Origin of the sequence: Streptomyces sp. NPDC086835, from assembly GCF_044745705.1 — a bacterium.
GTDB lineage: Bacteria > Actinomycetota > Actinomycetes > Streptomycetales > Streptomycetaceae > Streptomyces.
In genome coordinates this window covers 211,150-229,989 of record NZ_JBIVAU010000002.1, presented here as the reverse complement: position 1 = coordinate 229,989, position 18,840 = coordinate 211,150, and the positions used below count along the sequence as shown (strand labels likewise).

Sequence of the window (18,840 nt, the reverse complement as noted above, 5' to 3'; positions counted from 1 at the left end):
CCACCCATCAGAGCAGCGCGGGGAACGGCGGGCAAGCACGGCCCGCGGTCAGCCCTCCTGGATCTCGCGGACCTCGCAGGTGACGTTCCACTGCGCGGGGTGGATCTCCAGGAAACGCTTCGCCCACTCGACGGCCTCCGCCTTGTCCTTGCACTGGACGATCGCGTAGCCGCCGACGACCTCCTTGGTCTCGGTGAAGGGCCCGTCGGTGTAGGAGATCCTGCCGCCGGACCAGTTCACGCGGGTGCCGTCGGAGGTGGGCATGAGCCCGGCGGTGTCCAGCATGACGCCCGCCTTGGTCATCTCCTCCAGCAGGGCGCCCATCTGCTTGTCGAAGCCCTCGGGGAACTCGTCCTCGGGGATCTGGTTCTCCTCGATGCGGATCATCGACAGAAAGCGCGGCATGGCGAACTCCTCGGTTCGTGAGTACGGGGCCGTTCCCCGCCTCTCACCCATGCGTCGAACGGGCAGGACGCCGTTCGACACACTCGCCGAAGTTTTTCCGAGAAATCTCAGCCGAGCGATTCGAAACGCCAGCGGTGCACCGGGCGGGTGATCAGGTCGGCGGCAGGCTCGGGCAGTTCCGGCAGGTCGGCGTCCGTCCCCGGCGCCTCCCACCAGGTGATGACCAGCACCCGGTCCCCGCTCGCCCGCAACGTCTCACGGCGCAGCGGCTCGCGCCCGAGCTGCTGCGCGCGGGCCCACTCCAGCAGCTCCGCGCCCCGGCCCTCGACGGCGCGGGCCTCCCACATCATCGCCACGACGGTCATGAGTACAGGTTGTCCTTGCTGACCTCGTGCACGTGGTCGTGCCCGTGCTTGCCGGGCACATGCGTCTCCGTCACGGGCAGCGACGAGTCGGCGGACAGGTCCAGGTCGGAGGCGGGCCGGTTGCGGGCCACCATCTCCGCGCCCAGGGCGGCGACCATCGCGCCGTTGTCCGTGCACAGCTTCGGCCGCGGGACGCGCAGCCGGATACCGGCCCGCTCGCAGCGCTCCTCGGCGAGGGCGCGCAGCCGCGAGTTGGCGGCGACGCCACCGCCGATCATCAGGTGGTCCACGCCCTGGTCCTTGCAGGCGCGCACGGCCTTTCGCGTCAGCACGTCGACGACCGCCTCCTGGAAGGAGGCCGCCACGTCCCGCACCGGCACCTCCTCGCCGGAGGCGCGCTTCGCCTCGATCCAGCGGGCCACGGCCGTCTTCAGGCCGGAGAAGGAGAAGTCGTACGCCGGGTCCTTGGCGCCGCTCAGGCCGCGCGGGAAGGCGATCGCCGCCGGGTCGCCCTCCTTGGCCAGCCGGTCGATCACCGGACCGCCGGGGAAGCCCAGGTCCAGCACGCGTGCGATCTTGTCGAAGGCCTCGCCGGCGGCGTCGTCGATCGTCGCGCCCATGGGCCGTACGTCGGCGGTGATGTCGGGCGCGAGGAGCAGTGAGGAGTGGCCGCCGGAGACCAGCAGCGCCATCGTCGGCTCGGGCAGCGGGCCGTGTTCGAGCTGGTCGACGCAGATGTGGGAGGCGAGGTGGTTCACCCCGTACAGCGGCTTGCCGAGGGCGTAGGCGTACGACTTCGCCGCGGAGACGCCGACGAGCAGCGCGCCGGCGAGGCCGGGCCCCGCCGTCACCGCGATGCCGTCGAGGTCGCGGGCGCTGACGCCCGCCTCCTTCAGCGCGCGTTCGATGGTCGGGACCATCGCCTCCAGGTGGGCGCGCGAGGCGATCTCGGGCACGACGCCGCCGAACCGGGCGTGCTCGTCGACGCTGGAGGCGACCGCGTCGGCGAGCAGGGTCGTGCCGCGGACGATGCCGACTCCGGTCTCGTCGCAGGAGGTCTCGATACCGAGTACGAGCGGTTCGTCAGCCATCAGAGGTCTCTGTTCCTTGTACGGTCAGTCGCATGACGAGGGCGTCGATGTTGCCGGGCTGGTAGTAGCCGCGGCGGAATCCGATGGGCTCGAAGCCGAATCGCTCGTACAGCTTCTGGGCCCTGGTGTTGTCCACCCGCACTTCGAGGAGCACCTCGTCGCACTCGAAGGCGGTGGCGTGCTGGAGCAGGTCGGTCAGCAGCCGGGAGCCGAGGCCGGTGCCCCACTGGCCGCGGTCGACCGCGATGGTCTGTACGTCGCCGAGACCGCCGGCGGCCGCCAGGCCCGCGTAGCCGACGATCCGGCCGTCGTCGTCCTCGGCCACCACGTAGCGGCGGGTGGCCTGTGGGCCCCGGGAGTGCGCGAGTTCGGACCAGAACATGCCGGGCGACCAGGCGTCCTCGGGGAACAGCTCGTGCTCGAGCTCGAGCACCGGTTCCAGGTCCCACCAGCGCATCTCACGCAAGGTGGTGGCGCTCACTTGGGCGTGACCACCTTGTAGTTCTTCGGGACCTGCGCGTCGGGACGGCGCAGGTACAGCGGCAGGGGCGGCAGGAACTCCTCGCCCGCCCGCAGTTTCTCCGCCGCCAGCGCGGCGAGCGCCGCGGCGCTCACGTGCTCGGGGCCGCGGGTGTCCGGGAACGTCTCCGGGTACAGCAGCGCACCCGCGCCGACGGCGGGCAGTCCGGCGACCTGGCCGGCGATGTCGGCGGGGCGGTCGACGGCCGCGTCGGTCGCACGGGTGCGGGCGTTCTCGTACCGCGCCCAGTAGACCTCCTTGCGCCGGGCGTCGGTCGCCACCACGAAGGGCGTGGCGAGACCGGCCGCGTAGGCGAGGCCGTCCAGGGTGCAGACCCCGTGCACCGGTACGCCGAGCGCGGAGGCGAACGTCGCGGCCGTGACCAGACCGACCCGCAGTCCCGTGTACGGCCCGGGGCCGACGCCGACCACGATGCCGGTGACGGCGTCGAGCTTCACCCCGGCGTCTGCGAGCACCCGGTCGACGGCGGGCAGCAGCAGCTCCCCGTGGCGGCGCGCGTCCACACTGCTGGACTCTGCGAGGACGGAGGAGCCGTCGTGGAGGGCGGCGGTGACGGCGGGCGTGGCGGTATCCATGGCGAGCAAGAGCACGCAAACAGCCTACGGCTCCGGCGAGGGGGCCATGGCGGCACCGTCGAACGAAGCCGCGGTGCTACCGTCACCACGAGCACAGGTATTCGGTAACACACACGCATCCAAGAGGTGGGCAGGGTGGCACGGAGCAGCTCGGGATTCGTGGCCGGGCTCACGGCGGCCGCGCTGGCCGTCGTCGGATTCCTCGCCTATCAGGCGGCGGCGGACGTCCCCGACGATCTCGCCGCGTCGAAGCCGCCGAGCGCCGCCCCCTCCGCGACGACTCCCGGCGCCGCGGCGTCCCGGAAGCCGCAGGACCCGCTGGCCGTCCCGGCCGATTCCGGCACGGGGACGCGTGTCGTGTACGCGCTCGGCGACCGCCGGGTGTGGCTCGTGGACGCGAACGGCAAGGCCGGCCGGACCTTCGAGGTCATGCCCTCCACGGTCAGCCCGAAGCCGGGCTCCTACAGGGTCACCTCGCGGTCGGGCAACGTGCCCGGCTCCGACGGGGTGCCGGTCGAGCATGTGGTGCGGTTCGCGAACGAGGGCGGCGTGTCCGTCGGTTTCAGCGCGGCGGTCGACGGCTCGATGGCCAGCCCCGACCCGACGAAGAAGACGGGCGGCGTGCGGATGAAGCGGGCCGACGGTGACGCGATGTGGGTCTTCGCGACGATCGGCTCGAAGGTGGTCGTCGTTCCTTAGCCCCCGCGCGGCCGTTACCCGTACGGGTGGTCGCGTACGACCCCCGTGCGAATCAGGCGGCGTCCCGATGGGTCTCCGGGCTGTGCGCGGGGCGGCGCGCCTCTTTGTCGGGGTGCGTCTCGTTGTCGCGGGGCGGGGTGGATACCGCGCTGGCCGCGGCGCAGGACGCCAGCAGGTCCCGCATCGACACGGCCGCCGGCAGCGGCGTCGCCGGTGTGGGCCTGGACGGCTGCTGACGTGACTGCGCTTCACGCTCCGATGCCGGCATGGACGCCTCCTGGGGCTCCGGGGGCAGGCTAGGTTAGGTAGACCTAACCAGGGCTCGGTACCATGTCATCACGCGCGGCGTCGTGGGCGCAACATTTTCCCGACGTCTTGTCGGAACACACGGTTCTCCGGAGACACACGCCCGGGAGGCGGGCCGTCCCTACGCGGCAGTCGCCGCCAGGTCGGTGTCCGCCCAGCGGGCCCCGTACCCGACGAGGGTCACGACACGGCGGTCGTCGTCCGTGTCGCCCACCACCCGGTCGATGATCACGTGCAGCCGGTCCTCCGACAGGTCCTCGACCTTGCCGTCGCCCCACTCCACGACCACCACCGACTCGGGCAGCGAGACGTCGAGGTCGAGGTCCTCCATCTCGTCGAGGCCGCCGCCCAGGCGGTACGCGTCGACGTGCACCAGCGCCGGACCGCCCGTCAGCGGCGGGTGGACACGGGCGATGACGAACGTCGGGGACGTGACCGCGCCACGGACGCCGAGTCCCTCCCCGAGGCCACGGGCCAGCGTCGTCTTTCCGGCGCCGAGCTCTCCTGTGAGCATCACGAGGTCACCGGGGCGCAGCAGTTTCGCGAGGCTGCGGCCCAGGTTCTGCATCTCCTCGGGAGAGTCGACCGTCAGTCGGGCCCGAGCGGCGGCGGCGGTCTCAGCCGCCGGGCTGTGCGGTGCTTCCATACCGACCAACGGTAGCCGCTGCCGGCACCGCTCCGGCCCGCACCAGAAGGTCCGCGAGGCGGTCCGTGACGGCCTCCGGATGCTCCAGCATCACCAGATGGCCCGCGTCCGGCACGATGACCAGCTCGGCCGCCGGCTCGCTCTCCCGCAGCAGGTCCGCGATCGCCTCGCTGTGCGTGCTCGGGGTGACCAGATCCTTGTCACCCGCGAGGACGAGCACCGGGAGCCCTTGGAAGACCGCGAGCGCCTCGGCCTTGTCGTGCTCGGCGAAGGCCGGGTAGAACTCGGCGACCACGTCGATGGGCGTCGACTCGATCATCCGCTCCGCGAACCGGGCGACGGCGGGGTCGACGTCCTTCGAGGAGAACGAGTACCGCTTGACGAGCCCGGCGAACAGGTCCGCGGTGGCCCTGCGCCCCCGTTCGACCAGCTCGGCCTGCGAGCCGAGCGCGCGCAGCACGCCCGGCAGGACCCGCCGTATTGCGTTCACCCCGGCCACCGGGAGCCCATAGCTCACCTCGCCCAGCTTCCCGGACGAGGTGCCGACGAACGCCGCCGCCACCACGCGTTCGCGCACCAGGTCGGGAGCGTGGGCCGCGAGCGCCATCATCGTCATGCCGCCCATGGAGTGGCCGACCAGCACCAGCGGCCCCTCAGGGGCCGCCGCGTCGATGACCGCCTTCAGGTCCCGGCCCAGCTGGTCGATCGTCACCGGCAGGCCGCCGGAACCGGCCTGCGCCGCGCCCCGGCCCGACCGGCCGTGGCTGCGCTGGTCCCAGTGGACGGTACGGACCAGACCGCGCAGCGCGGCGCGCTGGAAGTGCCACGAGTCCTGGCTGAGGCAGTAGCCGTGACTGAAGACGACGGTGACGGGAGCCGGGGCCTTGCGCCCGAAGAGCCTGCGGCGGCGCGGCGCGGCGGCCTCCGGGTCGACCTCGTCCACCTCGTAGTAGAGGGCGGTGCCGTCGTCGGCGAGGGCCTGCCCCGGCGTGCCGCGCAGGGCGCCGTACGGACCCGACGCGTCGAGCGCGAGACGTGCCTTCCTGCGCATTCCGCGGCCGACGGTCAGCCGCTCCAGCGCGACGCCGGCCGCGGCGCCGGCTGCGACCACACCTATCGCCGCTCCCGCGAAGCCCGCGCGACGCCAGCTGTCCGAAGCCACGGCTGCCGCCGCTGCTTCGACCGCGGCCTCGGCCGCGTCCCCCGTACCGGTCTCGCTCACCGTGCCGCTCTCCTAGTCGTGGGAGTCGTGGGAGTCGTGGGCGCGCTCCTCCGGGCCTTCGTTCAGATAGACGCGCGGGACCCTGGTTCCGATCCGCGTGACGATCTCGTACGCGATCGTGTCCGCCGCCTGTGCCCAGTCCTCGGCCGTCGGCTCCCCCCGGTCGCCGGGACCGAACAGGACGGCCTCCGTGCCCTCCGGAACCGTCGCCCCGCCGAGATCGACGACGAACTGGTCCATCGCGACCCGTCCGGCCACCCGCCGCCACTCCCCCGCGACCAGGACCGGACCGCGGCCGGAGGCGTGCCGGGGGACGCCGTCCGCGTAACCCACGGGGATCAGGCCGAGGGTCGTCTCGCCGTCCGTGACGTAGTGGTGGCCGTAGCTGACACCGTGGCCGCCGGGAACCTGCTTGACCAGGGCGACGGACGCGGTGAGCGTCATCACCGGCCGCAGCCCGAAGTCGGCCGGGGTGCCCAGTTCCGGGGCGGGCGAGATGCCGTACATCGCGATGCCGGTGCGTACGAGGTCGAAGTGCGACTCGGGGATCGTGAGCGTCGCCGGGGAGTTGGCCATGTGCCGGACCTCGGGCTCGATGCCGGCCTTCTCCGCGTGGTCCACCATGTCGCGGAAGAGGGCCAGTTGGGCGGCGATCGAGGGGTGGCCCGGTTCGTCGGCGCAGGCGAAGTGGGACCACAGACCGGTGACCTGGACGAGCCCGTCGTCCTCCGCCGTACGGGCGGCGGCGACCAGCTCGGGCCAGTCGGCGGGCTGGCACCCGTTACGGCCCAGACCGGTGTCGGCCTTGAGCTGGACACGGGCGGGGCGGCCGGCCGCCTTCGCCGCTGCCGTGACCTCCTCCAGCGCCCACATGCCGCTCAGGGACATGTCCAGGTCCGCCTCGATGCCCTCACGCCAGGGGCCACCGGGCGTCCACAGCCAGCACATGATCCGGCTCTCCACACCGGCCGCGCGCAGCGCGAGCGCCTCGTGGGGCGTGGCCGTACCGAGCCAGGTCGCGCCGGCCTCGAGCGCCGCGCGGGCGCACGGCACCATGCCGTGGCCGTACGCGTCGGACTTCACGACGGCCATCAGCGCGGCGCGCGGCGCGCGGGCGCGCAGGGCGCGCACATTGGCGCGCAGGGCCGCGAGGTCGATCTCGGCCCGTGCGCGCAGTGGTGCGGAACGGCTGCTCGGTGCTGTGTGACTCATCGCGCCCAGTGTCTCAGAGCCGTACGGCCGGATCCGTACGGCAGGCGGTCGCGTGCGTCACTCGGGGTGCGCCGGCCCGGCCGCAGCGGCCCTTGGGCGGGCGCCGCACCCCGTCAGGCGGCGCTCACGTCCCGCCACGCGGCCGGGAGCGCCTCTGCCACTTCGAGCGCCGTGATCGGCGTGCCGTGCGCCGCCGCGTGACGGGCCGCCAGACCGTGCAGATAGGCGGCGGCGGAACCCGCGTCGCGCGCGCCGAGACCGGCGGCCAGAAGGGAACCGGCCAGGCCCGAGAGCACGTCGCCGCTGCCGGCCGTCGCCAGCCACGAGGAGCCCATTGGGTTGACCCGGACCGGTGATTCCTCCCCGTCGGGCGCGGCGACCAGCGTCGTGGAGCCCTTGAGGAGGACCGTGGCCCCGAACCGCGCGGCCAGTTCCCGCACGCAGTCGAGCCGCGAGGCCTCCACCTCCTCCCGCCCCACGCCCAGGAGCGCCGCCGCCTCCCCGGCGTGCGGGGTCAGCAGGGTCGGCGCAGAGCGCTCCCGGACGGCCGCGGCGTCCAGCAGGCGCAGACCGTCCGCGTCGATGAGCACCGGGACGTCGGACGCCAGCACCTCCTCCACCACACCGGCGTCGTCGCCGAGCCCCGGGCCGACGGCCCATGCCTGGACCCGGCCCGCCTTCCCGGGGGGCCCGGCGTGGACCAGGCACTCCGGGAAACGGGCGATCACCGCGTCGGCCGCCGGGCCGACGTACCGCACGGCCCCCGCGCCGCCGCGCAGCGCGCCGGCGACACAGAGCACGGCCGCACCCGGATAGCGCGCGGACCCGGCGACCACCCCGACGACTCCGCGCCGGTACTTGTCGCTCTCGGCGGCCGGCACCGGCAACATCCGGGCCAGGTCCGCGTGTTGGAGCGCCTCCAGCGCGGGCACGGAGGGCAGGTGCTCCTCGAGCCCGATGTCGACGAGCCGCACGGTGCCCGCGTACTCCTTGGCCGGGTCGATGAGCAGCCCCGGCTTGTACGTCCCGAACGTGACGGTCGCGTCCGCGTGGAGCGCCTCGCCCTGGACCTGGCCCGTGTCGGCCTCGACACCGCTGGGCAGATCGACGGCCACGATCACGGCGTCGGAACCACGGGCCGCGCGCGCCACGGGCACGGCGTCCTGACGCAGCCCGCCCCGTCCTCCGATGCCGGTGATCCCGTCCAGCACCAGGTCGGCGGAGGCGAGCACCTCGAACGGGTCGTCGGCGACCCGCCCGCCGGCGGCGAGCAGCGCCGCGAGACCGCCCTCGTGGACACGGTCGCGGGCGAGCGGCACGGCGACGACCCCGGCGCCGCGGCGGGCCAGCCGGGCCCCGGCGTACAGGGCGTCACCGCCGTTGTCGCCGCCGCCCACGAGCAGGACGACCCGGGCCCCGTACACCCGCCCGAGCAGCCCGGCGCAGGCCGCGGCCAGTCCGGCGGCGGCCCGCTGCATGAGTGCCCCCTCCGGTAGCCGGGCCATGAGCTGTGCCTCGGCGTGCCTCACGCTCTCCACGCTGTACGCAGTACGCATGCCCCCGAGTCTGCCGCAGCGCACGGCACGACGCGCGGGCACCACGCACAAGTGCTCCGCCTGCGGCGGGAGTTACGGCCCGGCGCACGGAGAGCCCGGCCGGAGATACGGCCCGCCGCCCCGCGAGCCCGGCCGAAGCGCGGGGCGCCTTACCGGGGACCCGGCCGGAGTTGCGGCCCGGCGCTCACGAGCCCGGCCCGAGTGCGGCCCGCCGGGCCCGGGTTGCGGCCGGGTCCCGGACGCCCGGCGGGTTCCGGCTCAGCCCTCCGCGATCACGACCGCCGAGGCGATTCCCGCGTCGTGGCTGAGCGACACGTGCCAGGAGCGCACGCCCAGTTCGGCCGCGCGGGCGGCGACCGTGCCATGGACGCGCAGCAGCGGCCTGCCCGAGTCCTCCACGTACACCTCGGCGTCCGTCCACAGCAGGCCCGCCGGTGCGCCGAGCGCCTTGGCGAGCGCCTCCTTCGCGGCGAACCGCGCCGCGAGGGAGGCGTAGCCTCTGCGCTCACCGCTCGGCAGCAGCAACTCCCGCTCCAGGAAGAGCCGCTCGGCCATGCCCGGTGTCCGCTTCATGGACGCGGCGAAGCGTTCCACCTCCGCCACGTCGATCCCCACCCCGATGATCATTCGACGCTCATTCCACCGTCACGGACTTGGCCAGGTTCCGCGGCTGGTCCACCTCGTTGCCACGGGCCGTGGCGAGCTCGCAGGCGAAGACCTGCAGCGGCACCGCGGCGACCATCGGCTGGAGCAGCGTCGGCGTCGCCGGGATCCGCACCAGGTGGTCGGCGTAGGGCGCTACCGCCTCGTCGCCCTCCTCCGCGATCACGATGGTACGGGCGCCGCGTGCGCGGATCTCCTGGATGTTGGACACGATCTTGTCGTGCAGCACCGAGCGCCCGCGGGGCGACGGCACGACGACCACCACGGGCAGGTCCTTCTCGATCAGCGCGATCGGCCCGTGCTTGAGCTCACCCGCGGCGAACCCCTCCGCGTGCATGTAGGCCAGTTCCTTGAGTTTCAACGCGCCTTCCAGCGCCACGGGATACCCCACATGACGACCCAGGAAGAGCACCGTGTTCTTGCCGGCCAGGGAACGCGCCAGCTCCCGTACCGGCTCCATCGTCTCCAGCACCCGCTCGACCTGTCCGGAGATCTGCGCCAGGTCACGGACGACGGCCCTGATCTCGTCGCCCCACTTGGTACCGCGCACCTGCCCCAGATAGAGGGCGACCAGGTAGCAGGCCACCAGCTGCGTCAGGAACGCCTTGGTGGAGGCGACCGCGACCTCCGGCCCGGCGTGGGTGTACAGCACGGCATCCGACTCGCGCGGGATCGTCGACCCGTTGGTGTTGCAGATGGCCAGCACCCTGGCGCCCTGCTCACGGGCGTGCCGCAGGGCCATCAGGGTGTCCATGGTCTCGCCGGACTGCGAGATGGCGATGACCAGCGTCCGCTGGTCCAGGATCGGGTCCCGGTAGCGGAACTCGCTCGCCAGCTCGACCTCGCAGGGGATACGGGCCCAGTGCTCGATGGCGTACTTGGCGATCATCCCGGCGTGGAAGGCGGTCCCGCACGCGACGATGACGACCTTGTCCGCCTCACGCAGCACGGACTGCGGGATGCGCACCTCGTCGAGGGTCAGCGACCCCGACCCGTCGACGCGGCCAAGAAGTGTGTCGGCGACCGCCTTGGGCTGCTCGGCGATCTCCTTGAGCATGAAGTAGTCGTAGCCGCCCTTCTCTGCGGCGGAGGCGTCCCAGTCCACGTGGTAGGCCCGCACCTCGGCGGGCTCCCCGTCGAAGCCGGTGACCGTCACGGCGTCCCGGCGGAGCTCGACCACCTGGTCCTGGCCGAGCTCGATCGCCGACCGGGTGTGGGCGATGAACGCGGCCACGTCCGACGCCAGAAAGGACTCGCCGTCACCGACTCCCACCACCAGCGGGGAGTTGCGCCGTGCGCCGACCACCACGTCCGGCTCGTCGGCGTGCACCGCCACCAGCGTGAACGCGCCCTGGAGCTGCCTGCACACCATGCGCATCGCCTCGGCGAGGTCACCGCAGGACGAGAACGACTCCGCGAGCAGATGCGAGACGACCTCGGTGTCGGTCTCCGACTCCAGGTCGTGTCCGCGCTCGGCCAGCTCGGCGCGCAGGGCGGCGAAGTTCTCGATGATGCCGTTGTGCACGACGGCCACGCGCCCCGCGTTGTCCAGGTGAGGATGCGCGTTGGCGTCGGTGGGACCGCCGTGCGTGGCCCAGCGCGTATGGCCGATGCCGGTGGAACCACTCGGCAGCGGCCGGTCCCCCAGTTCCTTCTCCAGATTGACGAGCTTGCCCGCCTTCTTCGCCGCCGCGAGCCCCCCGTCGGCGAGTACCGCGACTCCGGCCGAGTCGTAGCCGCGGTACTCGAGCCTCTTCAGCCCGGCGATGACCACATCGAGCGCCGACTGTCCGCCGACGTAACCCACGATTCCGCACATGTCGGCAGCCTACGGTTCCGGACCCGTGCGGGCAGTTCAGGTGGGCGGGCGAGTGGCCGGCCGAGGGCGGGTCAGCCGAGCTTGGCCACCTGGGCTTCGATGACGGCGCTGGGCAGCGGCAGCTCGCCCTCGGGTGCCATGAGGTTGAACGAGGAGAACGACACGAACGTGCCGCCCTTGCGCACGACGGCCACGTTGAACGGCAGCTTCTCGCCGTCCTGCTCGGCGGTCATCGTCCATGCCACGGCCTCGTCGCCGCCCGAGACCTTGGCCTCGGTCATCTTGACGATCTTCTGCTCCGTGCCGGCCATCGTCATGGTGAAGCCACCGGCGCAGGCCGTCCCCGCGCCCTTGAGCGCCGCGAAGGCGTCAGCGGCCCCTTCGCCCTCGTACGACGAGAGCGCGACCAGCGACGTCGTGATGTCGAAGGCGCCTTCGATCGCGCCGTCCTTGCCGGCGTCCTTGACGTCGGGCTCCGCGGTGGCCCTCCGCTTCACCGTCGCTGCGGGCGCTCCCATGGGCGTACCGGCCACTGCCCGGGCCACCGGCTCGCACTCGGCCTTCTCCGTCTTGACGTCCTTGGCCGCGATGTCGTCCTGCGGACCGGCCTTCACGATCTTGTGCGCCTTGACGTCGCCCTCGGCGAGCGCGAGCTTCTCCAGTTCGGCGGCGGTCAGAGCCTTGGCAGCGGAGTCCTTGCCGTTGCCCTTCTCGTTCGTCCCCCCGTCGGAACCCTCGCCACCGCAGGCGGTGACCAGGAGAACCAGTGAGGCCGCGGCGGCGGCCAGAGCAGTACGGCGTACAGCGGTGCTTCGCATGTGCGGTTTTCCTCGCGTGATCGCAGCGACCCCTCCCGAGGCGACGGCCCACGCCTGTCCCGCCCCGAATCGCTGCTGGTGAGCCGTACGATAACCCGCCCCGCCGACACCGCCGTCCGGCCGCCCTGCTCACACCTTCGCCCGGTAGGCCCGCATGGCCAGCGGATAGAAGACCACGGTGATGCCGGCCGCCCACACCAGCGACCACATCACCGGCTCGGCGACCGGACCGCCGAGCAGCAGCCCGCGGAACGCGTCGGACAGATGCGTCACCGGATTGACGTCGCTGAAGGCCTGGAGCCAGCCGGGCATCGTGTCGACCAGCACGAAGGCGCTGCTGGTGAACGTGATCGGGAAGATCAGCGTGAAGCCGAACGCCTGCACCTTCTCCGCGTCCCCCGCGAGCATCCCGATGAGCACGGCGCTCCACGACACGGCCGCCGCGAACACCACCAGCAACAGCGAGCCGAGCAGGAACCCGCCGAGTCCCCCGGTCACGCGGAAGCCGAGGAGCAGCCCGAGACCGATCATCAGCAGCATGGCCCACACGTGCTTCGCGAGGTCCGCGGTGATACGTCCGACGAGCGGGGCGGAGCGCGCTATGGGCAGGCTGCGCAGCCGGTCGAAGACGCCTTTGGTGAGGTCGGTGTTCAGCGCCATGGCCGTGTACATGGTCATGAAGAGGGTGTTCTGCACGATGATCCCGGGCAATGCGTACTTCAGATACGCCTCCGGGGAGCCGGCCATCTGCCCGCCCAGCACATAGGTGAACAGGAAGACGAACATGATCGGCGTGATGCTGTAGTCGACCAGCTCCAGCGGATTGTGCTTGACCGCCACGAGACTGCGCCAGGCCATCGTGAACGTCTGCCTGATCCCGTCGAGCGGTTTCACCCGTCCCGACGACCGGCCCGGCGCGAGCGGCATCGTGGTCGCGGTCATGTCGAACTCACCGCCTTCTCCCTCTCGTCCTCGTCGACCGGCCGGCCTGCCTCCTCCGCCTCGCGGGCGGACTCGTCCGGCTGGTCGGAGTCCTGCGCCGGCTCGGCCCGGTGCCCGGTCAGCGCCAGGAAGACCTCGTCCAGGGACGAACGGCGCAGCGTCAGCTCGCCCACCGCTATCCCCTCGCGGTCCAGCCTGCGCACGACCGCCGGCATCAGCTCCGCGTCGTTGACCGGCACGGTGACCGCCTCGCCCTCGGTCTGGGTCTGCGAACCGGCGGTCTCCGCCACCAGCGCGCGGGTACGCGCCAGGTCTTCCCTGGCCACCGGCCTCACCTGGAGAACCTGGCCCCCCACTTCGGACTTCAGCGTGTCCGGCGTGCCCTCGGCGATGACCCGGCCCTTGTCGACGACCACGATGTCGTCGGCGAGCATGTCCGCCTCGTTCAGATACTGGGTGGTCAGCAGTGCGGTCGCGCCGTCGGCTATCAGGGCCCGCAGCATGTCCCACAGCTCCCCGCGGCTGTGCGGATCGAGGCCCGTCGTCGGCTCGTCCAGGAACAGGATGCTCGGCCGGCCGACCAGGCTCGCCGCGAGGTCCAGCCTGCGCCGCATGCCGCCGGAGAACGTCTTGACGGCCCGTCCCGCCGCGTCGCTGAGTTGGAACCGGTCCAGCAGTTCACCGGCCCGCGCCTTGGAGTCCCGTCTCGGCAGGCCGAGCAGACGGCCGATGAGCAGCAGATTCTCCGTGCCGGTGAGATTCTCGTCCACCGCCGCGTACTGCCCGGTGAGGCCTATGAGGGAGCGCACCTTGCCGGCCTCGCGGACGACGTCGTGGCCGGCCACCGTCGCCCGGCCGCCGTCGGGGGTCAGCAGTGTGGCGAAGATCCGTACGGCAGTCGTCTTCCCCGCCCCGTTCGGCCCCAGCAGGCCCAGCACCGAGCCGGTGCGGGCCGCCAGGTCGACGCCTGCCAGCGCTTCGGTGTCCTTGAAACGCTTGACCAGTCCTTCCGCCTGGATCGCATAGGTCATGAGACAACCTCCGGTTCCGCGGACGTCGCGGGTCGGCGCCCACCTCACGCATAACTGTGACGCACGCCACTGACATTCCGTCGCGGAGGCACCGCGGGGCCGCCGCGGCGGGTCCGCTCCGCGTGACCGAGCACACCACCCATAACCGAGTCGCACGCACGACAATGACCCTGTGATCACTTCGCCGCCACGAAGCGCCCACCGCCGGGCCGAGCACGCGTCGACGCCGTACGTCGACCTCACCCGCGCGGAGTGGAGCGCCCTGCGCGAGAGAACCCCGCTGCCCCTCAGTGCCGAGGAGGTCGAGCAGCTCCGCGGGCTCGGCGACGTCATCGACCTCGACGAGGTGCGGGACGTCTACCTCCCGCTGTCCAGACTCCTGAACCTCTACGTCCAGGCCAGCGCCGGCCTCCGCGGCGCTCTCAACACGTTCCTCGGCGACGCGGGAGGCGGCCACGGCGAACAGCGCGGCACCCCCTTCGTCATAGGGGTCGCCGGCTCCGTGGCCGTCGGCAAGTCGACGGTCGCCCGCCTCCTCCAGGCCCTGCTCGCACGCTGGCCCGAGCATCCGCGGGTCGAGCTGGTGACCACCGACGGTTTCCTGCTTCCCATGAAGGAGCTCCAGGCCCGCGGGCTGATGTCCCGCAAGGGCTTCCCCGAGTCGTACGACCGCCGGGCGCTGACCCGTTTCGTCGCCGACATCAAGGCCGGCAAGGACGAGGTCACGGCGCCGGTCTACTCCCACCTCATCTACGACATCGTCCCGGACGAGCGTCTGACCGTGCGCCGCCCGGACATCCTGATCGTCGAAGGTCTGAACGTCCTCCAGCCGGCGCTGCCCGGCAAGGACGGCCGGACCCGGGTCGGTCTCGCCGACTACTTCGACTTCAGCGTGTACGTCGACGCGCGACCCGAGGACATCGAGACCTGGTACCTCAACCGTTTCCGCAAGCTGCGGGAGACGGCGTTCCAGAATCCTTTCTCCTACTTCAGGAAGTACACGCAGGTCTCCGAGGAGGAGGCACTCGACTACGCCCGCACCATGTGGCGGACCATCAACAAGCCCAATTTGCTGGAAAATGTGGCTCCCACCCGAGGCCGCGCCACACTGGTGCTGCGCAAGGGCCCGGACCACAAGGTGCAGCGGCTGTCTCTGCGCAAGCTATAGGAGACACCTGCGTGCTGCATCTGCGTCTGATCACCCCGGCCGACCGCACCGCGGAGGTGCTCGGCCTGCTCGAGAAGACCGTGGGCACGGCGCATCTCGCGGTCGTCCCCGGGGCCGCCCGTGACCCGCAGGGCGACCTGGTGATGTGCGACGTGGCCCGCGAGGCGGGCGACGAGCTGCTCGCCGGACTGCGCGACCTCGGCATCGACGAATGCGGCTCCGTCGCCGTGGAGAACATCGATCTCTCGATGTCGCACCGCGCGGACCGGGCCGAGAAGGCGGCGCCCGGCGAGGCCGCGGACGCGGTCCTGTGGGAACAGCTGACGGACGCCACGCACGAGGAGTCCACGCTCAGCGTCACCTACATCGCGTTCCTCACACTGGCGACGATGATCGCCGCCTGCGGTGTGGTGCTGGACAACGCGATCCTGATCGTGGGAGCGATGGCGGTCGGTCCTGAGTTCGGCCCGCTGGCCGGTTTCTGCACGGCCGTGGTCCGCCGCACCCCGCGGCTGGCGATGCGCTCGTTCGTGGCACTGATCGCCGGGTTCGCTGCGGCGATGCTGGTGACGGTGGGCTTCAGCCTCTTCATGGACGCGGTGAACCTCTTCGAGCTGTCGAAGCTGAAGGCGGAACGCCCCAACACCAGCTTCATCTACAACCCGGACTGGTTCTCCTTCGTCGTCGCCCTGCTGGCCGGGGCGGCCGGGATGCTGTCGCTCACCTCGTCGAAGTCGGGCGCCCTCGTCGGCGTCGCCATCTCCGTGACCACGGTGCCCGCCGCGGCGAACGCGGCAGTCGCCTTCAGCTACAGCTACTACGGGCAGGCCTGGGGCTCGACCGAGCAACTGCTGCTGAACCTGCTGGGCATCGTGCTGGCCGGGACGCTGACACTGCTGGCGCAGAAGTTCTTCTGGGCCAGGAAGAGCTTGCGCACCGCGACCGCGGAAACCGGGTGACACCGGCGCGGACACACGGACGCCCGGTCAGGGACACAGGTCCCTGACCGGGCGTACGCACTCCTACGGCGTGACTCAGCCGAGCGCGGACTTCACCACGTCGGCCAGCCGTCCCGCGACGCACCGGGCCTGCTCGATGTCCGCGGCCTCGACCATGACCCGCACGAGCGGCTCCGTGCCGGAGGAACGCAGCAGCACCCGGCCGGTGGAGCCGAGCTCGCGCTCGGCCTCCGTGACCGCGTGCGAGAGCTCGGCGGAGGTCTGCACCCGGGACTTGTCCACGTCGGGCACGTTCACGAGGACCTGCGGCAGGCGCTCCATCACGCCGGCCAGGTCGGCCAGCGTCCGGCCCGTCGCCGCGACCCGTGCCGCGAGCATCAGACCGGTCAGCGTGCCGTCGCCGGTCGTGGCGTGGTCGAGCACGATCACATGGCCGGACTGCTCGCCGCCGAGGCCGAAGCCGTGCGCCTTCATCGCCTCGAGGACGTAACGGTCGCCGACCCCCGTCTGCACCAGCTCCACGCCCTCGCGCTCCATCGCCAGCTTGAAGCCCAGGTTGGACATCACGGTGGCGACCACGGTGTTGCCGCGCAGCGTTCCCGCCTCGCGCATGGCGAGCGCCAGCACGGCGAGGATCTGGTCCCCGTCGATCTCGTTGCCCTGCGCGTCCACCGCGAGGCAGCGGTCGGCGTCGCCGTCGTGCGCGATGCCGAGGTCGGCGCCGTGCTCGACGACGGCGGCCTTCAGCATCTCCAGGTGCGTGGACCCGCAGCCGTCGTTGATGTTGAGGCCGTCGGGCTCCGCGCCGATCGTGACGACCTCCGCACCGGCCCGCGCGAACGCCTCGGGCGAGACACGGGAGGCGGCTCCGTGCGCCTCGTCGAGGACGACCTTGAGTCCGTCGAGGCGGTTGGGCAGCACGGCGATGAGGTGGGCGACGTACTTGTCGAAGCCCTCGTCGTAGTCCGTCACCCGGCCGACGCCCGAGCCCGTCGGCCGCTCCCACGGCTCACCGGTCCGGTGCTGGTCGTAGACCTGCTCGATACGGTCCTCGAGCTCGTCCGCGAGCTTGTGGCCGCCGCGCGCGAAGAACTTGATGCCGTTGTCCGGCATGGCGTTGTGGCTCGCGGAGAGCATCACGCCGAGGTCGGCGCCGAGCGCGCCGGTGAGGTACGCGACGGCCGGGGTCGGCAGCACGCCGACGCGCAGCACGTCGACGCCCGCGCTCGCCAGGCCGGCCACCACGGCGGCCTCCAGGAACTCTCCGGATGCGCGGGGGTCACGGCCGACCACCGCGGTCGGGCGATGGCCCGCGAACGTGCCCGCTTCCGCGAGCACATGTGCCGCCGCGACCGACAGACCGAGCGCGAGCTCTGCCGTCAGATCCGCGTTGGCGACGCCGCGTACACCGTCCGTACCGAAGAGTCGTCCCACTGTTGTTCCTCCGAGAATACTGAATGCTCGAACCGTTGTTCGCCCGAGGCAGTCGATAGACGAACGCCCCGGCAGCACGGAGTGCCGCCGGGGCGAACGAAAAGCCGTACAGGATGTCTGCAGGCCAGCGTGCGATTTAGCGCTTGCTGTACTGCGGGGCCTTACGGGCCTTCTTGAGACCGGCCTTCTTGCGCTCGACCGCACGGTCGTCGCGGGAGAGGAAGCCGGCCTTCTTGAGGGCGCCGCGGTTGTTGTCCACGTCGGCCTCGTTCAGCGCGCGGGCCACACCGAGGCGCAGGGCGCCGGCCTGGCCGGACACGCCGCCACCCGAGATACGGGCGATGACGTCGTAGCGGTTGTCGAGCTCGAGCACCTTGAAGGGCTCGTTGACTTCCTGCTGGTGCACCTTGTTCGGGAAGTAGTCCTCGAGGGTGCGACCGTTGATCTTCCACTTGCCGGTGCCCGGAACGATCCGGACGCGGGCAATGGCGTTCTTGCGACGGCCCAGGCCGGCGGCCGGCTGCGGGTCGCCGAAGCGGGACGCCATGGACTCGGTGGTGTACTCACCCTCGACCGGAGCGTCCGACTCGAAGGTGGTGACCTCCGCGTAGGTCTCTTCGCCCTCGACGGGGGTCTCAACAGTGGTCTCGGCCACGATTCTCCTCAGATTTCTTTTCGTCTTAGGGGGTGGCCGGAACTACTGCGCGACCTGGGTGATCTCGAACGGGACCGGCTGCTGAGCAGCGTGCGGGTGCTGGTCACCCGCGTAGATCTTCAGCTTCGAGAGCATCTGACGGCCCAGGGTGTTCTTGGGGATCATGCCCTTGATGGCCTTCTCCACAGCCTTTTCCGGGCTCTTGGCAAGAAGCTCGTCGTAGCGGACGGAACGCAGACCACCCGGGTAACCGGAGTGGCGGTACGCCATCTTCTGAGTCTTCTTGTTGCCGGAGAGGTGGACCTTCTCGGCGTTGATGATGATGACGAAGTCACCCATGTCCATGTGCGGGGCATAGGTCGGCTTGTGCTTGCCCCGGAGGAGGTTCGCTGCCGTAGTCGCCAGACGGCCCAGGACGATGTCCTGCGCGTCGATGATGTGCCACTGGCGCGTGACATCGCCGGGCTTGGGGCTGTACGTACGCACGGTCGTAGCCTTCGCTTCTTCAGTGAGTGTGGTCCTGACAAGGCCACCCGGACGATCACGACAGCCCTGGCGGCACGCGGGGACGCAACCCGAATGCCTGCCGCTGGTCATCGGCCCGGTGGACCGGCGTAAGGGCCCCTCACGTGAGATAGAGCAAGCCAATACGCATAACGAACCAGCAGAATACCCGTCTGCCCCCCGGCGGGTCAAAACCGCCGGTGCCGGGCGGACCGGGGGACGGGAGGGC

21 protein-coding genes are annotated in these 18,840 nt (G+C 71.4%); 3 read left to right on the top strand and 18 right to left on the bottom strand.

Features of this window, described 5'->3' with window-relative positions; translation table 11 throughout:
• Positions 1 to 48: 48 nt before the first annotated feature.
• The 5 genes from ACIPJI_RS07215 to tsaB all read right to left on the bottom strand — a co-directional run bounded on the left by ACIPJI_RS07215 (position 49) and on the right by tsaB (position 2,992).
• Positions 49 to 405 carry a YciI family protein gene (locus tag ACIPJI_RS07215; RefSeq protein WP_307707817.1) on the bottom strand — a complete coding sequence of 119 codons (357 nt, stop codon included), beginning with the start codon at positions 403 to 405 and terminating at the stop codon, positions 49 to 51.
• A 107-nt stretch (positions 406 to 512) separates the two neighbouring features.
• Entirely contained in the window at positions 513 to 770 is a 258-nt protein-coding gene (locus ACIPJI_RS07210; protein ID WP_307707816.1) for a hypothetical protein, read from the bottom strand.
• Positions 767 to 1,861: a tRNA (adenosine(37)-N6)-threonylcarbamoyltransferase complex transferase subunit TsaD gene (tsaD, locus tag ACIPJI_RS07205; protein ID WP_159688502.1), complete on the bottom strand. Its 1,095-nt coding sequence runs from the start codon at positions 1,859 to 1,861 to the stop codon at positions 767 to 769. The genes ACIPJI_RS07210 and tsaD overlap by 4 nt, the downstream gene beginning before the upstream one ends.
• Positions 1,854 to 2,318 (bottom strand): ribosomal protein S18-alanine N-acetyltransferase, encoded by a 465-nt coding sequence (rimI, locus tag ACIPJI_RS07200; protein ID WP_159695049.1) that lies wholly within the window; start codon positions 2,316 to 2,318, stop codon positions 1,854 to 1,856. The genes tsaD and rimI overlap by 8 nt, the downstream gene beginning before the upstream one ends.
• A gap of 20 nt (positions 2,319 to 2,338) precedes the next feature.
• Positions 2,339 to 2,992, bottom strand: a complete 654-nt coding sequence (gene tsaB / locus ACIPJI_RS07195; protein WP_307707815.1) for a tRNA (adenosine(37)-N6)-threonylcarbamoyltransferase complex dimerization subunit type 1 TsaB — start codon at positions 2,990 to 2,992, stop codon at positions 2,339 to 2,341.
• A 144-nt stretch (positions 2,993 to 3,136) separates the two neighbouring features.
• Between tsaB and ACIPJI_RS07190 the strand changes: the two genes are divergently transcribed.
• On the top strand, positions 3,137 to 3,676 hold the full coding sequence (locus ACIPJI_RS07190; RefSeq protein ID WP_307710453.1) for a L,D-transpeptidase: 540 nt from the start codon (positions 3,137 to 3,139) through the stop codon (positions 3,674 to 3,676).
• A 52-nt stretch (positions 3,677 to 3,728) separates the two neighbouring features.
• Here the strand turns inward: ACIPJI_RS07190 and ACIPJI_RS07185 are convergent, their stop codons facing one another.
• From ACIPJI_RS07185 to ACIPJI_RS07140, 10 genes are all read right to left on the bottom strand, one after another.
• On the bottom strand, positions 3,729 to 3,944 hold the full coding sequence (locus ACIPJI_RS07185) for a hypothetical protein (protein WP_402244928.1): 216 nt from the start codon (positions 3,942 to 3,944) through the stop codon (positions 3,729 to 3,731).
• Positions 3,945 to 4,103: 159 nt separating this feature from the next.
• A complete protein-coding gene (gene tsaE, locus ACIPJI_RS07180) occupies positions 4,104 to 4,628 on the bottom strand; it encodes a tRNA (adenosine(37)-N6)-threonylcarbamoyltransferase complex ATPase subunit type 1 TsaE (RefSeq protein WP_307707813.1) in 525 nt (174 codons plus the stop codon).
• The gene (locus ACIPJI_RS07175) at positions 4,600 to 5,850 is read right to left on the bottom strand and encodes an alpha/beta fold hydrolase (protein ID WP_402244925.1); all 1,251 of its coding nucleotides are present in this window, start codon (positions 5,848 to 5,850) and stop codon (positions 4,600 to 4,602) included. The genes tsaE and ACIPJI_RS07175 overlap by 29 nt, the downstream gene beginning before the upstream one ends.
• A gap of 12 nt (positions 5,851 to 5,862) precedes the next feature.
• Positions 5,863 to 7,062 carry an alanine racemase gene (alr, locus tag ACIPJI_RS07170; protein ID WP_356620564.1) on the bottom strand — a complete coding sequence of 400 codons (1,200 nt, stop codon included), beginning with the start codon at positions 7,060 to 7,062 and terminating at the stop codon, positions 5,863 to 5,865.
• A gap of 113 nt (positions 7,063 to 7,175) precedes the next feature.
• Positions 7,176 to 8,618, bottom strand: a complete 1,443-nt coding sequence (locus ACIPJI_RS07165) for an NAD(P)H-hydrate dehydratase (protein WP_402244923.1) — start codon at positions 8,616 to 8,618, stop codon at positions 7,176 to 7,178.
• 258 nt (positions 8,619 to 8,876) lie between these two features.
• Entirely contained in the window at positions 8,877 to 9,245 is a 369-nt protein-coding gene (locus tag ACIPJI_RS07160) for a holo-ACP synthase (protein WP_005313448.1), read from the bottom strand.
• A 7-nt stretch (positions 9,246 to 9,252) separates the two neighbouring features.
• Positions 9,253 to 11,100, bottom strand: coding sequence for a glutamine--fructose-6-phosphate transaminase (isomerizing) (gene glmS / locus ACIPJI_RS07155; protein ID WP_307707809.1), 1,848 nt, complete (start codon positions 11,098 to 11,100; stop codon positions 9,253 to 9,255).
• A 71-nt stretch (positions 11,101 to 11,171) separates the two neighbouring features.
• Positions 11,172 to 11,918: a hypothetical protein gene (locus tag ACIPJI_RS07150; protein WP_356620562.1), complete on the bottom strand. Its 747-nt coding sequence runs from the start codon at positions 11,916 to 11,918 to the stop codon at positions 11,172 to 11,174.
• A 129-nt stretch (positions 11,919 to 12,047) separates the two neighbouring features.
• Positions 12,048 to 12,860, bottom strand: coding sequence for an ABC transporter permease (locus ACIPJI_RS07145; RefSeq protein ID WP_402244920.1), 813 nt, complete (start codon positions 12,858 to 12,860; stop codon positions 12,048 to 12,050).
• The gene (locus ACIPJI_RS07140; RefSeq protein WP_307707806.1) at positions 12,857 to 13,891 is read right to left on the bottom strand and encodes an ATP-binding cassette domain-containing protein; all 1,035 of its coding nucleotides are present in this window, start codon (positions 13,889 to 13,891) and stop codon (positions 12,857 to 12,859) included. Before ACIPJI_RS07140 ends, ACIPJI_RS07145 begins: the two co-directional genes overlap by 4 nt.
• 172 nt (positions 13,892 to 14,063) lie before the next feature.
• Here ACIPJI_RS07140 and coaA point away from each other — a divergent pair, with 172 nt between their 5' ends.
• Positions 14,064 to 15,059, top strand: coding sequence for a type I pantothenate kinase (coaA, locus tag ACIPJI_RS07135; protein ID WP_307707805.1), 996 nt, complete (start codon positions 14,064 to 14,066; stop codon positions 15,057 to 15,059).
• Between the two features lie 11 nt (positions 15,060 to 15,070).
• Positions 15,071 to 16,018, top strand: coding sequence for a DUF389 domain-containing protein (locus tag ACIPJI_RS07130; protein WP_307707804.1), 948 nt, complete (start codon positions 15,071 to 15,073; stop codon positions 16,016 to 16,018).
• A gap of 75 nt (positions 16,019 to 16,093) precedes the next feature.
• Here ACIPJI_RS07130 and glmM read toward each other — a convergent pair whose 3' ends face one another.
• From glmM to rplM, 3 genes are all read right to left on the bottom strand, one after another.
• On the bottom strand, positions 16,094 to 17,452 hold the full coding sequence (gene glmM / locus ACIPJI_RS07125) for a phosphoglucosamine mutase (protein WP_402244917.1): 1,359 nt from the start codon (positions 17,450 to 17,452) through the stop codon (positions 16,094 to 16,096).
• A 136-nt stretch (positions 17,453 to 17,588) separates the two neighbouring features.
• A complete protein-coding gene (gene rpsI, locus ACIPJI_RS07120) occupies positions 17,589 to 18,107 on the bottom strand; it encodes a 30S ribosomal protein S9 (protein WP_053557020.1) in 519 nt (172 codons plus the stop codon).
• Positions 18,108 to 18,149: 42 nt separating this feature from the next.
• Positions 18,150 to 18,593 carry a 50S ribosomal protein L13 gene (rplM, locus tag ACIPJI_RS07115; RefSeq protein WP_005313471.1) on the bottom strand — a complete coding sequence of 148 codons (444 nt, stop codon included), beginning with the start codon at positions 18,591 to 18,593 and terminating at the stop codon, positions 18,150 to 18,152.
• Positions 18,594 to 18,840: the final 247 nt, after the last annotated feature.